General features: G+C 50.6%; 11 protein-coding genes. 3 read left to right on the top strand and 8 right to left on the bottom strand.

Annotated elements, in window-relative coordinates; genetic code table 11:
- Positions 1–6 precede the first annotated feature (6 nt).
- From MHI43_RS15165 to MHI43_RS15135, 7 genes are all read right to left on the bottom strand, one after another.
- A complete protein-coding gene (locus MHI43_RS15165; protein WP_036663060.1) occupies positions 7–3060 on the bottom strand; it encodes an ATP-binding protein in 3054 nt (1017 codons plus the stop codon).
- A gap of 88 nt (positions 3061–3148) precedes the next feature.
- Positions 3149–3778 (bottom strand): hypothetical protein, encoded by a 630-nt coding sequence (locus MHI43_RS15160; RefSeq protein WP_036663062.1) that lies wholly within the window; start codon positions 3776–3778, stop codon positions 3149–3151.
- Between the two features lie 268 nt (positions 3779–4046).
- Positions 4047–4919 carry a sugar phosphate isomerase/epimerase family protein gene (locus MHI43_RS15155; RefSeq protein WP_036663065.1) on the bottom strand — a complete coding sequence of 291 codons (873 nt, stop codon included), beginning with the start codon at positions 4917–4919 and terminating at the stop codon, positions 4047–4049.
- Positions 4920–4934: 15 nt separating this feature from the next.
- Positions 4935–6605 (bottom strand): ABC transporter substrate-binding protein, encoded by a 1671-nt coding sequence (locus MHI43_RS15150; RefSeq protein ID WP_036663067.1) that lies wholly within the window; start codon positions 6603–6605, stop codon positions 4935–4937.
- A gap of 31 nt (positions 6606–6636) precedes the next feature.
- Positions 6637–7533 carry a carbohydrate ABC transporter permease gene (locus MHI43_RS15145; RefSeq protein ID WP_036663069.1) on the bottom strand — a complete coding sequence of 299 codons (897 nt, stop codon included), beginning with the start codon at positions 7531–7533 and terminating at the stop codon, positions 6637–6639.
- 16 nt (positions 7534–7549) lie between these two features.
- Positions 7550–8422, bottom strand: coding sequence for an ABC transporter permease subunit (locus tag MHI43_RS15140; protein WP_015735199.1), 873 nt, complete (start codon positions 8420–8422; stop codon positions 7550–7552).
- A gap of 197 nt (positions 8423–8619) precedes the next feature.
- Positions 8620–10935 carry a helix-turn-helix domain-containing protein gene (locus MHI43_RS15135; protein WP_036663071.1) on the bottom strand — a complete coding sequence of 772 codons (2316 nt, stop codon included), beginning with the start codon at positions 10933–10935 and terminating at the stop codon, positions 8620–8622.
- Between the two features lie 387 nt (positions 10936–11322).
- On the opposite strand from MHI43_RS15135, the gene MHI43_RS15130 reads away from it, so the two are divergent.
- The 3 genes from MHI43_RS15130 to MHI43_RS15120 all read left to right on the top strand — a co-directional run bounded on the left by MHI43_RS15130 (position 11323) and on the right by MHI43_RS15120 (position 14117).
- The gene (locus tag MHI43_RS15130; RefSeq protein ID WP_036663073.1) at positions 11323–12516 is read left to right on the top strand and encodes a cytochrome P450; all 1194 of its coding nucleotides are present in this window, start codon (positions 11323–11325) and stop codon (positions 12514–12516) included.
- Positions 12517–12799: 283 nt separating this feature from the next.
- On the top strand, positions 12800–13294 hold the full coding sequence (locus MHI43_RS15125) for a DUF2243 domain-containing protein (protein WP_081746313.1): 495 nt from the start codon (positions 12800–12802) through the stop codon (positions 13292–13294).
- A 1-nt stretch (position 13295) separates the two neighbouring features.
- The gene (locus MHI43_RS15120; RefSeq protein WP_015735195.1) at positions 13296–14117 is read left to right on the top strand and encodes a cytochrome c oxidase assembly protein; all 822 of its coding nucleotides are present in this window, start codon (positions 13296–13298) and stop codon (positions 14115–14117) included.
- Here MHI43_RS15120 and MHI43_RS15115 read toward each other — a convergent pair.
- On the bottom strand, positions 14114–15037 hold the full coding sequence (locus MHI43_RS15115; protein ID WP_036663617.1) for a VanW family protein: 924 nt from the start codon (positions 15035–15037) through the stop codon (positions 14114–14116). The two genes, MHI43_RS15120 and MHI43_RS15115, sit on opposite strands and share 4 nt — an antisense overlap.
- Positions 15038–15165: the final 128 nt, after the last annotated feature.

The raw sequence follows: 15165 nt of genomic DNA, 5'->3' as shown, positions 1-15165 counted from the left end.
TTCTGATCACTCCTTAAGCGCGGAACGGGGCATGGTGAGTAATAACACACAGCCTGCTCCATCCTTCGTGCTGACCTGGAAGGTACCGCCCCTTCGCCGGGTCGTTTGGCGCATCATGGTCAATCCGAATCCAAGCCGTTCGGACGTAAAGGGCAGTCCGTTATTTTCGAGCGTAAACTGGATAGCGTCTTCTGTCTCGATCAACTCAAACCGGAAGAACGTGCATTGGCCGTGACGAATACCGTTCGTGATTCCCTCCTGCAAGGCATGGCGGATCAACTTCTCGGCCTCCGGCTCAAGACTTCCGTCGGAGACTTCAATCTTATGCTCCACGTTGACTTCCGCATATTGCTGGGAGTCGTTAATGATTTGCTGCAAGGAGTCCCGGAACGTTGCTGAAGCAGCCGCTTCCTCGGCAAGCATATGCACGGATTTCCGCATTTCATGAAGCCCTTTGCGGAGCAGGTCGGACGCATGCTTCAATTTCTCCGTCGATTCCGGTGCGTTCTGCGAAGACATTTTCAGACCGAGCTCTAACTGAACGACGCTGGCTGTTAGAATATGTCCTACGTGATCGTGAATATCGCCGGCAATTCGGTTCCGCTCGGCGAGCACGGATATCTCCGACAATGCTCTGGCCCGTTCTTCCAAAGAATGCTCAAGCTCAATGGTCCTCGCCTCCACTTCGCGTTCCAGCGTTGCATTCCAGCGTGCCAGTTGGAGATGCAGTTCAAGGCGTGCCAACAGCTCCTGCTTGTCGACGGGTTTCGCAAGATAATCATTACCGCCGTGTTCAAAACCGGCAACCAAATCCGTCATTTGACTTTTTGCGCTGAGGAAGATGACAGGCAATTCGCCAGAATTGTAATGCCTGCGTATTTCTTCACCTAATTGGAGTCCGGATACGTACGGCATCATGACATCGAGAAGCGCGATGTCCGGTTTGTATCCATTCTGGATCCATTCCAGGGCCTCTTGTCCGCTGCATGTCGACCTGAGTGAATATTTTCCCGCCAGGAACTGCAAGAGTACCTGGACGTTAATCGGATCGTCATCCACGATGAGCACTGAAGGCAGTTGTTTATTGGAGTGGGCTGCCTCCCGCTCAGGCTCAACGATCTCCCATTGTGGAAATGACTCCGTCGGAATGTAATCTGCGACGGGCAGAGGAGGGCCCTTCGGCTCTCCTTCGCCAGCCATGGGGAGCGTAAAGCTGAACGTTGAGCCTTCTCCAACACCGGAGGTTACTCCAATCCTTCCGCCATGCAGTTCGACTAGCTTCTTAGTAATCGAGAGCCCGATCCCCGTACCGCCTTGTTGAGATCGATCCAGAGGATTAATCTGCTCGAATGATTCAAAAATACGGTCCAGATCAGCTTCTGAGATACCGATTCCGCTATCGGTTATCTGAACCGAAACTTGTCCTTGCAGCCTCTTTGCCGTGACGGTAACCGTCCCGGTTTCCGTGTAAGCGATCGCATTTCCAATTAAATTATGCAATATTTGCTGCAATCGATTCTCGTCGGCCATCACGTACATATCGTCCGGCAATTGATGGGATAGCCGGAGCCCTTTCTTCTCGGCCAATGGGTTGAGCACTTGAAGGGTCAGCTCGACGGCCAGACGCAAGTTAACCGTCACGAGGACCAAACCGATCTCCTGGTGCTTGAGCTTTGAGAAATCCAATATATCGTTTACCAAATGGGCAAGCCGCTGGCCACTGACCTTCATGAGCCGCAAAAGATCGATGACAGGCGATGGCAGTTTGCCGGAGCTTCCGTCAATCAAGGCATCGGCCAGACCGATAATGCCATGCAGCGGAGTACGCAGCTCATGCGAGGTTTTCGCCAAAAATTCATCCTTCAGTTTGTCTAATGTCAACAAACGCTCCGATAATCGCTCCACTTGGAAAAATGCCCGGGAGGATTTCATGGACAGCAATAATGCCTGCAAAAATACAAACCCGAGCACACCGAACTGCAGCAACGCTGGCGTAGTAAAGACTCCTTTACGGTTTAAGGTATCATTGACCGCTGTCAGGAAAATCAGGCTGAATCCGAGGATGAGGAGGACAGCCCCTTCTTGTCTTTGCCTTGCTAACCGAATGGATGCATAGACGGCATAGAGAACAAGCCCGATGGAATAGATCTGAAATGGGATCAGGGAATAATCATACACCCGGATATCTGTTGTAAGCACCAGTAAGGTCAAAGATATCGTGAAAAACTGCGTCAAACGCCATACCTTGCGGGATAGAAATTGGGGAAACAAGTGATATATATATGAGATCAAAAATAATTCGCCGACGTAAATCGTTAAATACGATACTTTTGCAAACCAAACCCATGAGAACGCTGGGAATATTTCCAGTATAAATCTCGAACCCACCAGCATCGTTCGAACGGCAATGCACATACAGAACAATCCGAAATACAGCGGAGTTACGTCGTTGCGTCTGAGCAAGTACAAGATAATATGATACACACCGATCACCAGCAGTGAACCGATCACAAGACTGTCTCTTACAAGCTCTACCGACTTCTCCTGCTGCAGCTGCTTGGCATCTCCAAGCTCAATAGCGTTATTAATCCCGCCTTTGGGATACGTATAATTGGCGACCTGAACCAGAAGCGTCAATCGTCCGTCCGAGTCCGGCTTAACGGGTACGACTACAGACGGACCATACTTCGGAATGGATGCCTCGTGCGTAGATCCAGGTTTACCCGCCGATGCCGCCAGGGTATCGTTGACCCATAGGGCGTATGACGAATAGATGTTTCGCAGTTTGAGTGCAATCGGCTCTTCAGAATCAAGCCCGCTAATCGTCAAACGATACGTTGCATATCCGTCGGCTGGAAGCTTTCTGCCGTTCAATGTATAATTCGTCCAATACTCGGGCATATCGACGTATGCGCTTACGGCAGGAAGTGTCCCCTGTTTCAGATCGTCCGGATCCAGCAGTTGGTTCCAATAAAATGCCCACTTTCCGTTCAGCGCAACGGACCCCTCTGTGCCGAAATCCCATCCTTCCAGCTGAAGCTCACCGTTCTGCACACTCACGGACGACTTCGCAGTTGCCATATCCGAATGGCCGGCTAAAGATAGGATCAGGTAAAAAAAAACAGGGCAGCCGCGTGTTTACGCCATCTCATGCGAGAATGGACGCAACATCGATATAAATTTCATCGCCTAACCGGGCATTCCCCAGCAGACGAAGATGTCGCTTGGATGTAAAATCTTTGGGTTCGTAACTGTTGGGTGCTTTAGCGGGGGACAACAGCTTTAGTTGGATATAGGTTTCCGCTACAAGTTTGCTGCAGAAGAAGTCGCGGAACGAAGTAGTGATGCCAAACTTGCCTTCGATGATCTCCCAATACATCTGTTTTTTATCCGGAAACACGGCATCATGCACCTGCTCGATAAAATGATCCAGCTGCTCGTACATTTCGGGTGTTCGATCTGCATGCAGATGACGGATCGCAAACATCGTATCGTAATGGTTGCTGAGATCGGTTGACAATCGATCGCGTAACTTCACGAGCTGAGGACCTGATTTCTTGATATGTAACCACGTATCCTCCAAATTATTGAGCGACGTGGATTCCCATAACAGCACTTCATCGTTCGGAGCGCGTACGACCATCGCAACATGTGACCACGGACAATGTTCCAGTGCTTCAATTCGAAGACTTCCCTTGGCTACCCCATGAGCGAGCAGAATATCTCCGGTCTGCAGCTTAGGCTCAATCTCGTTATAAGGAACGGTAGTTTGGTTCATATTATCCCCCTTGGCTGGTGAAATTCACCATGAATTTTGTCCTTCAGTTTAATACTAAACGCAACCCATAAATTGTCAATCACTGAAATTGGGCTATGGCATCGTCTTTGTTCCTTCCCGAATCCATTTTTAGTAGATATAGGTGATTATCGGTTCGTACTGAGCTGCTTTCGGTTGCCGCTTTGCGCAAACAGGCCTGCCCGGATTTTCTCCATGGCAGGCCTGTGTATTATAATGGTTTCGTTTAAATAATCTGGCGCTTCTCCTGTCACGCTTCCTCCCATAACCGCTTCAGATTGTCCAAACCCAATCGGGTTCCTTCCCTGCACTCCTCCATGCCCTCGAATTCCAGCGTAATATCCCCGTCATAACCGGATTCTTTAATGAGTCGAAGGATTCGCCGCACATCCAGATCCCCCTGCCCGAAGATGGAGCCTCGCAGGTAATTGCCATGGGACGTTCTGAACCACTTCCCCCCGCCCGGATCCTGATCATACGGACGATAATAGAAGTCTTTCACGTGGACGAGCGAGGCCAGCGGCAAGTTGCGTTTCACGCCGACCAGCGGCTGCTCGTCAACGCATAGAAAGTTGCCGATATCCAAGGTCGTCTTGAAGTTCGGACGGTCGACAGCCTGCAGCACGCGCTGTACCCGGTCGCTTGCCTGCACGCTCACGCCATGGTTCTCGATTGTGGTCGTGATGTCGTGCTTGGCCGCGTAATCCGCGATTTGACGGCAGCCTTCCACGATCATGTCCAGATGGGTTTCCACGTAATCGATGCCCATCTTCTCCGACGGCAGCGTGAACGCCGTTACGTCATGCCGCATATGCTTCATTCCCAGCCGGTTGACCGTATCCACGTGGCGCTTGATTCGTTCGACCTCCGCATCGAAGTCGTCTCTGCTCTCCTGGACGAAATTAGCGGGCATGGAATAATTGGATAATGCGATGCCGGCTTCGGCCGCCCGTTCACGCACCGCATCGGCAAGTCCGGGATTGTCCTCCAGCGTAAATCCATAGGGTACGATCTCCATATGCTGTCCGCCGTTCTCCGCGATCCAATCCACCACATCCAGCACCGTCATCTCGCCTGCACGGATAGCCGGCAGCAAGCTGTAGGTGCTTACACCAACCCTCATTGCATGATACCTCCTTTATTTGCTTCTTCCATCGTAAGCTTCCTGGTAGATTTCCAGATAGCGGGCTACATTCATGGCCTCCAGCTGCTTCACGTAGCCGTCCCAGTCTTTATCCAGATCGGCATCGCCAATCACGAAGCGTGCCATCATTTCATCCACGTAATCGTTGATCGTTTTGGACAGATCCGCTACCTCGGACGCCTGCTCGTTTGTCAAAAACAACGGCGGAACGGTGCTGACATCGGTTGGTTTGTAAGGTTCGTATTTATTTTTCGTCTCGTTGTACAATACGACTTCCAGATCGTCGTCTCCTTTGGCAACGGCGCTCAGGCGGAAATCATTTGTCCGCAAACTCGGGCCGGTTTGTATCCAGGCAATATTTTGCACCGTACCGTATGATTTTAGCTCAGACCAGACCGCAGGCTCCCCGTTGATGCCGACCTCTCCGTCCTTCGCTTCCCTCCATTCCTGATCCGGACGGCCATAGACGCTGCGCAGCGTATGCTCCCGCTCGTACAGACCATCTGCCCAGCGCAGGGCAAGCTCAGGATGCTTGGCCTTTTTCGTGATGACGAATGCACCCGGGTTTAATCCGGTGGAATCGAGAGCCGCATAACGAACGCCGTTCGGTCCTTTGAGCGGCGGCACCGTCTTATATTCCAACCATCTGCCGCTTTCGCCGAGGAGTTGGGTAAATATACCCTGGTGGCCGCCGGTTGAAGCACCCAGAATGACCGTATCGGGATTCTCCCCGATCTGGATCAGCTGATTGTCATCCTGCGTGAATGACTCCGGAGCGAGCAGCCCCTCGGCATACAGCTTGTTCATATACCGCAACCCTTCCCTCCACTCCGGTTTGTTGAAGGCGACGTCGAGCTTGTCGTCTTTTATGAATATATGCTTGTAACTTGAGCCGTAAACCGGATTATAAATGAAAGAGTTCAACAGGAACGCATCGATGGAGGAGCTCCAGGATTTCGGTGAAATCGACAGCGGAATTTCATCCTGGATTCCGTTTCCGTTCGGGTCCTGTTCTTTGAAGGCCTTCAGCACCTCGTACAGCTCATCGGTGGTTTCCGGCATCTTTAGGTTGAGTTTCTTCAGCCAAGGCTCATAAATCCACATTTTCTGGCTCATGGAGCAGTGGTAGCATTCATTCACTTCCGGAAGCGCATAGATATTGCCGTCCAGCGCGGTAATCGTGGATTGGATCTCCGGATTGTCCTGGAACAATTTCTTGGTGTTCGGCCCCTGCTTCTCGATCAGATCATTCAACGGGAGAAAGGCGCCCTGCGAGCCGTAAATCATCTGCTGCGCCGGCGATATGTTCAATCCCAGGATGACATCGGGGTAGTCCTCGCTGGCAAGAACGAGATTCAACTTTTCCTGCATGCTCTGCTCCGGAACGACCTCCCACTCGATGTGCACATTCGTTTTTTCTTCGTACCATTTGGTGAAATCGTTCGTTTCGAAATTCTCGACCAGCGGATTTCCCCGCACCATCACCTTCAAGGTGGTTTTCTCTTGAACCAGCGGATAGGTTCCCGGTTCGGACAATGCGATTGTCTCGGTACCCGTATTTTGTGGTTCATCTGCGCCTTTCGGGCCCTTTGACCCGGTACAGCCTGCAAGAAGGATACTGAATGCGGTGATAGCACCCATAATAACCCGCGTTCTTTTTCTCATAACGTCCCGCCCTCCTGAAATGATGGATGTATTATCCTTTTAACGAACCGATCATGACCCCTTTGACAAAAAACTTCTGCAGGAACGGATAAATGATCAGCAGTGGAACCGATGTCACCACGATCAGCGAATATTTCAGCAGCTCGCGCAGCCCTTGCCGGGCCGCCGCGGTTTTGGCGTCTCCGAGCATTTCGATATTGACCTCGTTCTGCACCAGAATGTCGCGGAGCACCAGCTGAAGCGGGTACAAATCCGCGCTTTTTAAATAGATCATGGCGTTGAAATATTGGTTCCAGTGGCCGACGGCATAGAATAAAGCGATAACGGCCAGGATGGGACCCGAAAGCGGCAGCACGATGCGCCATAGGAACCGGAAATCCGTACATCCGTCCAACTGTGATGCCTCCAGCAATTCCGTAGGGATTGTCGTCTGGAAGTAGGTCCGCATGATGATGACGTTCCACACCGACAGCGCGCCGGGAATGAGCATCGACCATACCGTGTCAATCATGCCGAGATCCTTCACCAGCAGGTAGGTCGGTATCAGTCCCCCATTAAACAGCATCGTGAACACAAACAGCAGCATGAACAGGCCGCGCCCCCGAAAATCTTTGCGTGATAGCGGGTAAGCCGCCATGACGGACAGAATGAGATTAATCGAGGTGCCTGCCAGCGTATAGAACAGCGTGTTCATGAAGCCTTTGGCGACCATCGTATTTTTGAATACCGCACGGTACCCCTCGAGCGTCGGTTCGACGGGCCACAGCCATACCTTTCCCGATAAAACCGCGCTGCTGGAACTGAACGAAGCACTGACCACATAAATCAACGGATATAACACAACGATTAAGAAAACGGATAAAATGACGTAGTTCACCACCGTAAACACACGGTCCGAGCCGGATTCCTTCATGGCAGGTGATTGCATACATGTCCTCCCTTCCTTACCAAAGACTTTCCTGCTTCAGCTTTTTGGCCGTCTGATTCACGATCAGCAGCAGCACGAAGCCGATGATCGCTTTAAACAAGCCAATCGCCGTGGCATAAGAGAAATTCATCGCTTGGGATACCAGCCCAACCTTGTACACATACGTGTCGATGACCTCGGATGATCGCAAATTCAGCGCATTCTGCATTAACAGGATTTTCTCGAAGCCGGTCTCCAACATTTGCCCCGTATTCAGAATGAGCAGAATGATGGCGATGGGCATAATGCCCGGCAGGTCAATATGGCGCATCCGCTGCATCTTCGAAGCGCCGTCGATGACGGCTGCTTCATGGAGTGCTGGATCAATGCCTGAAAGCGTTGCCAAAAAAATGATGCAGGAAAACCCGACGTTCTGCCAAATATGGGACCACACGTAGATCGACTGAAACCAAGAGGCCTCGGCCATGAAATGATACGGACCTGCGCCGATCCAGCCGAGCATCGTATTGATGAGTCCCGTTCTCGGGTCCATAAACTGCAGCATCAAGCCCACCAGTACGACCAGAGAGATGAAATAAGGCGCGTATGTAACCATCTGGACGGTGTTCTTGAAACGCCGGTTTCTAACATAATTCAAACCGAGCGCGAGCAGAATGGGAAACGGAAAACTGGCTATCAGCGTGTACAAGCTGATCGAGAACGTATTCTTGAGCAAACGCCAAAATTCATGCGATTGGAAGAAACGTTCGAACTGGGCAAATCCGACCCATGGACTGCCGCTGATTCCTTTTGTGACGTTGAACTCTTTAAACGCAATCTGCGCGCCGTACATCGGCACATACTTGAAGATGATGATGTACAATAACGGGAGTAAAAAAAGCGCGTACAATTGCCAGCTGCGGATGATACTCTTCCAGCCACTCAGCAGTTACCACTCCAATCGTTAATGGGATTCGTCCCGATCCGGTCCGTGATTGGAGTATATACAGCCGGTTGATCCGCGTAAATCTTCATGTTTCCGGTCGACTATTCAGAATTTTAGAATGGGCTGTTATTCATCAATCCGGTACTACGCATTTCTTTAGATTAAGCATAATCTCCGGTCCGGTGAAGACGTCTGTACTCGGTGGCGCTTATCCCGTTTACGCGTTTAAACGCCCGGCTGAAGGTGTTGAGTGACAAATAGCCGCAAGCTGCAGCGATGTCGCTGACCGGCTTGTCGCTCGTCGCCAACTCCCGCTTTGCCTCATCCATTCGGAGCTTCTCAAGATACTCCGAGAAATTCAAGCCCGTCTGCTCCTTGAAGAAGTACGATACATAAGCTTCGGAAGTATGGGTTTCCCGGGCGAGCGCGGATAAACTCAGATCGCTCTCCCCATAGTGCTTCTCGATATAGCTCAGCAGCCGGTTCGTTAAATGAGCATTATGGCTCTTCTTCCTCTCCTCGTTCTTCTGACAGAGGCGAACGAAAGCGGCATAGAGAATATTCATGGCTTCAGCAGGGGATAACTCGGGATTTAACGCTCGGATGACGGCATCCGTTTCCTCCGTTCTGTGGCTTCCATCGTTCCCTGTCTGTTCGTTGCACTTCATCAGGGTACCGCTAAGCTCCTGGACAAGGAGCTTCTCGACGGCCATCGGCATTTGCCGATCCGACCTGTTCTTCTCCTTGATCTGCCGAAAAAGCTGCTTTGTCTCATCCAGATTGCCGGCCTTCACGAGCTGGATTAACCGCATCTCTTCGTCTGCCGGGTAATAATAGGAAAAGGCCGGCATTTCCATCTCGGCATGAAAAAAGATAGGAGACTTCTCGCTCCATCCCGCATGATGCAGAACAAACTTGGCCTCCCCGTAGGAACGATACAGCTCGGCAATATTGGACCGGAACTCGCCTACAGCCATGTACAGGCCCGTGCCGGAAATTCCAATCAAATGTTCATAAATCGACTGTAGATGTGCACGCATTTGTATCGTGAATTCCGCTTTGTCCGCTGCCGTTCCCGACAGGACCAGAACCAATTGATTTTCTCCAAAGTCATGCAGCAGCGCCCCTTCTCCGCATAATGATTGAATCCGGTCGCGGATGTTGATTTTGACAATATCGAGCTCCATCAGCATCTCTTCCATGAATGGCTCATGGTAACCTCGAATATGAAGCAGCGCCACCGCATGGTGAGATCCCCGGAGCTGGACCTGCGCGTGATCCATGGCAGCCTCCAGCTCCTGCATCGACGTGAAGCCCCCTTTCAGAAGACGGTCTACCAGAACGTTTCGCAGCATCGGAATCTGCTCTTCCAACCGCTCCTTTAGCGAATCATGGCTTTCAACCAGCTCGGAAACGGAATGGCCGATATAATCAACGGTGTTACGCGAAGCAGCGTGAGCTGCTTCCGATCGGGTTGAAGGCAGCAGCTGAAGGATTTTGAGGAACGGCCTGCTGCTTCGATATGCCAAATAACCGGCTACGCCTAACCCCAACAGCAGAGCTGTAACGAAGATGGTTAACGTCAGCTGCTTGATATAATATACCTTTTGGAGCACCACGGATTTAGGCTGGGCGGATACATAGCTCCATCCGTTGTATTCGGATGTGGATTGCGTCACAAGCATCTCCTGTTCATTCCATTGGATATGGGTATCGCCACTTTTTATAGGAAGCGCTTTCATAAAATCCTGTTCTTTCAAACCGATGGAGCTGATCAAGTTTCCGTTGGCATCCGCTATATAGGCAAAGCCCTCTTGTTCCGGATCGACTTTGCGGAGCATGTCCTGGATCTGCCTATTGTTAATCAGGACCGTAACGACCCCGCTGCTGCTTTTGTTTCCGAAGGATTGCATATAACTCACGACGGAGTATGGTTTGCCTTCATAAACAACCGAATGTCCCGGCGTATACGTTTTATAATGATACTGCCCGAACAATGCTTGCCTCCATTCGCTTAACGATTGGCCTTCATAACGCAGCAGCAAACGATAATACTGGTCTGACGTATACACCTTGCGGGGAGAGATGACCATGCTGCTGTTCTTGTACGCAATGTAATAATCCACGATGAAATGATTAAACAGTTTGTAGTTAAACAAGCTCTTTTCCAAATCCCACAGACGGTATGGACCTGTGCCGGCAAACGGTTCTTTCTCGAATTGAAAGGATTGGATCTTCGATTCGCTCGACATCTGCCGTGCGATGTTCTCGATTTCGGCAAATCGCTGATCCAGCGCTTCCTGAATTTGCTGCAGTGCCGCAGAGGTGCTCTTTACCGTTTCGTTTTCAATCAGCTCCGAGGTTTTCCCATAAGCAAACCATCCTACCAATAGGGAGCCTACGAGAATGACGGCATACGGTATAAAAAAACGAAACAACAGCCCTGCCTTCTCCCCCGAAACGGATTTCACCGGCATCTTCCCCCTTTCTTCCCTTCAGATATGATCCAATATATCAAAAATTGATGCGCGTAGTCAGTAGACCAAAAGGCACTGATTTCCCCCTTATTAATCTTCCGTAAACGCAAAAAGACCCGCTTGTGCAGATCCGATTCGACCATTCGATTTTACCCCGTACTTCCTAGCTGCGTCACATCTTATACCCGGCATACTCGCAAGGGAAAGGGCATCCCTCTGCTGCAGGTATGCATGATCTGTTCATGGGCAACATGCACGGCTACACCGGAACGACGAATGGATTGAAGGAACTGGAGACTGTCGTCAATTCAACCGTAAATTGGTTATCCTTATCGCTATCCCTTATACTGGATATGAAACTATCATTTTCGAGAGGAGACCATACCGATGAATGTGAACGAATCTCTGAAAAATGCATTGTTTACCAAGGAATTTACCCATAACCCTTATCCGGTGTACGAGAAATTGAGGCAAAGCGATCCCATTATGAATCTGCAATTTCCGGATGGTCGTCATGGGTGGCTGATCAGCAGTTACGCTGAAGCCGTCGAAGCGCTCAAGGATGGCCGGTTCAGCAAGGACGTCACGAAGGCAATGGGCGGGGAACAGACCAGCGTGTTCAGCACCAATATGCTGTTCTCCGATCCGCCGGATCACAAACGGCTTCGCGGATTGGTCCAGAAGGGTTTCACGCCGCAGAGAATCGCGGATATGCGCAGCCATATTCAAGAGATCGCGGACGGCCTGTTGGATGCCGTCTCCTCCAAAGACACCATGAATCTTATTGACGAATATGCCTTTAAGCTTCCCATTATAGTAATCAGCGAGATTCTCGGCGTACCTGCTGAGGATCAGGACAAGTTCCGGGTATGGTCCAATTCCATCATCGGCGCCTCCAATCAGGAAATGAACGAGCAGGTCGTCCAGCATATGAACGAATTCATCGCTTATTTGAGGGACTGGTTCGCCAAGGTTCGCGAACAGCCCGGCGACGATATGATCAGTCAGCTGGTCATTGCCGAGAACCAAGGTGACCGCTTATCCGAACAGGAGTTATACGGCGTCGTTACCCTGATGATCATAGCCGGACATGAAACGACGGTGAACCTGATCGGCAATGGCGTGCTAGCATTATTGGAGCATCCGGAGCAGCGGAAGCTTTTGCAGGAACAGCCGGAACGGATTCATGGCGCCATTGAAGAAATGCTCCGCTACAACGGTCCCGTTGAATTCAGCACTTCACGATGGGCCGCGGAGGACTTGGAATTTCACGGCGTCCATATGAAAAAAGGCGACTTGGTTGTCATCGCCCTAAATTCCGCTAATCGCGATTCCATACAATTCGAGGATCCCGATCTGTTCGATATCACCCGGGAGAAGAGCCAGCACTTAGCCTTCGGCAAGGGAATACACCTCTGCCTCGGAGCACCGCTCGCCAGGCTGGAAGGTGAAATCGCGATTAACACGCTCCTACGCCGCTTTCCCGATTTCGAGCTTCAGGGCAATATCGACGAGCTGGAATGGAGGCCGGGTATGATCGTGCGCGGCGTGAAGGAGATCCCCATTTCACTTCGTTCTTAATAACCAGGAGAATATATTTACACCTAGTAAAAAGGCGAACCCTAAAAGTGGTTCGCCTTTTGTTTGTGGATATGTTCAATTCAGTTAACATATATAACATTATGTAAACTATTTAACTAATGAACAACGAGCTTTAGTCCTTTACCGAAGCGAATAATATATATTACTCGTTTTATCCACCCGGTGTTTAAGTTATTGAAATGGTAATAATGGGTAAACTTAGAAAGTATCACTTTGTAAATCGATGGACTTCAGAATTTTATAACGGAAGAGGATGAGACGAATGAAGTCTTCTAAAACCCATGAAAATCAAACACAGCGCTCAAACTACGCCGAACGCAACCTATGGGCCGGCATCTTGTTCGGGTTAGGGCTGGTCGGATTTATCGATGAGGTGGTATTTCACCAATTGCTGCATTGGCATCATTTCTACGATAAGTCTACAAGCGATATCGGCCTTGTCTCTGATGGTCTGTTTCATGCGTTCAGCTGGTTTGCTACCATCGGCTCCTCGTTTCTGATTGCCGATCTGCACCGAAGGAACGCGTTTTGGGCTAAACGATGGATTGGAGGCATTCTGTTAGGCGGTGGCGCTTTCCAGCTGTATGACGGCATCATCCAGCACAAGTGGATGCGACTGCATCAGATTCGTTATTTCGTCGATATAAGACCCTACGACTGGGTCTGGAATCTGATTGCTGCCGGCATGATCATCTCTGGCGTCATACTCATTGCACGAACTCGAAACCGCGTTCCTTCCGGGAAGGCCGCATCCTAAGATGAGTAGCCATTCGTTTCATCATCATGGTGCCGGAATGTTCGAAGGCGCTGCTGTATGGCACCCTTGGGAATGGATTTTGAGTTTCTTCCTCGCTGGCCTAATTCTGCTCTATTGGACAGCTGCTGCGGTTTCCAATCGACGCCACCGCATATGGCCTGCCCATCGTTATGTTTGCTGGATTGCGGGATTGACCTGCATAGGTTTGTCGCTGGCTGGCCCGTTGGCCCGGCTTGCCCCTGCGAATTTCCCGGTGCATATGCTTGGGCATCTGCTGCTCGGCATGCTCGGGCCACTGCTGATTGCGTTTTCAGCTCCAATGACGCTTCTGCTTCGGTCAGTCCCAGTGCCGGTCGCAAGAAGAATTAGCCGATTGCTTAAGATCAAGCTCGTCCATTGTATCTCACATCCATTGGTGGCCGCTTTGTTGAATATCGGCGGCTTATGGATCCTCTACACCACCGGGTTGTTCACGGCCATGCATCATAGCCTAATTCTTCATATAGCCGTTCATTTTCATGTGTTTGCAGCCGGATATCTATTTACGGTTTCTTTGATCTACGTGGATGTGGTTCCCTACCGCCGAAGCTTTCGGCTTCGTGCGTTCATCCTGATCATTGCCATGGCGGGACACGGGATACTCTCCAAATACTTATATGCCCATCCGCCCGACGGTGTTCCTTTCGAGCAGGCAAAGCTTGGTGGAATGCTGATGTATTACGGCGGCGATGCCGTGGATCTCGTTCTCGTGTTGTGGATGTGCATGCAATGGTATAGGTCGTCCCGTCCGCGTCCGGCATCGTTTCATCCAATCTCGGATTAATCGCCGCTTACCGGATTATGCTTGGTGTCACTGGTCTCCTCCGGCAGGCTGTTGGATATGCTCGGTACATTGCGCGGCTTATATTCAATGAGTTCCGAAGAGTATATGGCTACGGTCATTCTTCCCCCGTTCCCGAATGCCCGAATGAGGATGGGTTGATTATAGGCGTTCTCAAAGACAAAATCCGGGCCTCCCCAGCTAACCGTAGCGTCTCGACCAGGCAGCACGTAAGGGACGTTCCGGCTGTGAGAGTAGCGCTTCACAATCTGCAAACCTGCACGGTCAATCGCATTATACAGAGTCGAAGAAACCTGACAGATTCCGCCCCCCACTCCTTCGGACAATTCGCCTCTTACGATCACGCCGGCACGTTTGTAACCCCTGTCCACCGTTCTCATGCCGACGACCTCATTGAACGAGAACGTTTCCCCGGGGAATACGACTGCGCTGTCAATCGCTTGAGCAGCCAACGAGATGTTATGGGAACGATTTTTGTTATTGGAATTAAAATAGGTTACATAGTAGCCGATCGGCTTGACGCGAATGGAAGCCAGAAGCTCGGTGTCCACTTTCGGATATATCGGATACCTCGGCGCTTCGATGGAAGAAGCCCCGGTGCCGTACCAATACGAGTAGTATTGTTCCAATAGCTTGCGGCGGTCCAGACGATGGCCGTTCTGACCCGGAACGATCTGGCCGCTGCTGCCAATCTTGGCATTTCGGGCTTCCATAAAGGTCTTGCGATCAAGTTTATCCACCCATTGATCGTATTTGTCCATATCTAGCAGCGGGAACACATCAAGCGCATGTTCGCTTCGATTCACGCTTTCCATGACTTTGCCTTCCTGGGTAATCGTTAAATTGTCGTTCTCCGGTTCAGTCCCTTGCAGGAGCATGAACAGTAGGCTAATGACCGACATCCATTTCAAGTGGGTTCACCTGCTTTATCTTTGTGTTTTCCTCGTCTTCGTGCGTTTTTCCTGCTATGCCCGTTTACACATCTCTTTGGTATTATGATTGCATTCTAGGTAATTCATGCAGAATTGTT

Source organism: Paenibacillus sp. FSL H8-0457 (genome assembly GCF_038051935.1).
Lineage (GTDB): Bacteria > Bacillota > Bacilli > Paenibacillales > Paenibacillaceae > Paenibacillus_AQ > Paenibacillus_AQ lautus_A.
The sequence above is the reverse complement of the archived record's forward strand: the minus strand, read 5'-3'. Positions and strand labels throughout refer to the sequence as shown.

What these genes read in the sequence shown, in the direction of transcription:
- MHI43_RS15160 (WP_036663062.1), bottom strand. Translation starts at nt 3,778, where the DNA reads ATGAACCAAACTACCGTTCCTTATAACGAGATTGAGCCTAAGCTGCAG.
- MHI43_RS15155 (WP_036663065.1), bottom strand. Translation starts at nt 4,919, where the DNA reads ATGAGGGTTGGTGTAAGCACCTACAGCTTGCTGCCGGCTATCCGTGCA.
- MHI43_RS15150 (WP_036663067.1), bottom strand. Translation starts at nt 6,605, where the DNA reads ATGAGAAAAAGAACGCGGGTTATTATGGGTGCTATCACCGCATTCAGT.
- MHI43_RS15145 (WP_036663069.1), bottom strand. Translation starts at nt 7,533, where the DNA reads ATGCAATCACCTGCCATGAAGGAATCCGGCTCGGACCGTGTGTTTACG.
- MHI43_RS15135 (WP_036663071.1), bottom strand. Translation starts at nt 10,935, where the DNA reads ATGCCGGTGAAATCCGTTTCGGGGGAGAAGGCAGGGCTGTTGTTTCGT.
- MHI43_RS15130 (WP_036663073.1), top strand. Translation starts at nt 11,323, where the DNA reads ATGAATGTGAACGAATCTCTGAAAAATGCATTGTTTACCAAGGAATTT.
- MHI43_RS15125 (WP_081746313.1), top strand. Translation starts at nt 12,800, where the DNA reads ATGAAGTCTTCTAAAACCCATGAAAATCAAACACAGCGCTCAAACTAC.
- MHI43_RS15120 (WP_015735195.1), top strand. Translation starts at nt 13,296, where the DNA reads ATGAGTAGCCATTCGTTTCATCATCATGGTGCCGGAATGTTCGAAGGC.
- MHI43_RS15115 (WP_036663617.1), bottom strand. Translation starts at nt 15,037, where the DNA reads ATGTCGGTCATTAGCCTACTGTTCATGCTCCTGCAAGGGACTGAACCG.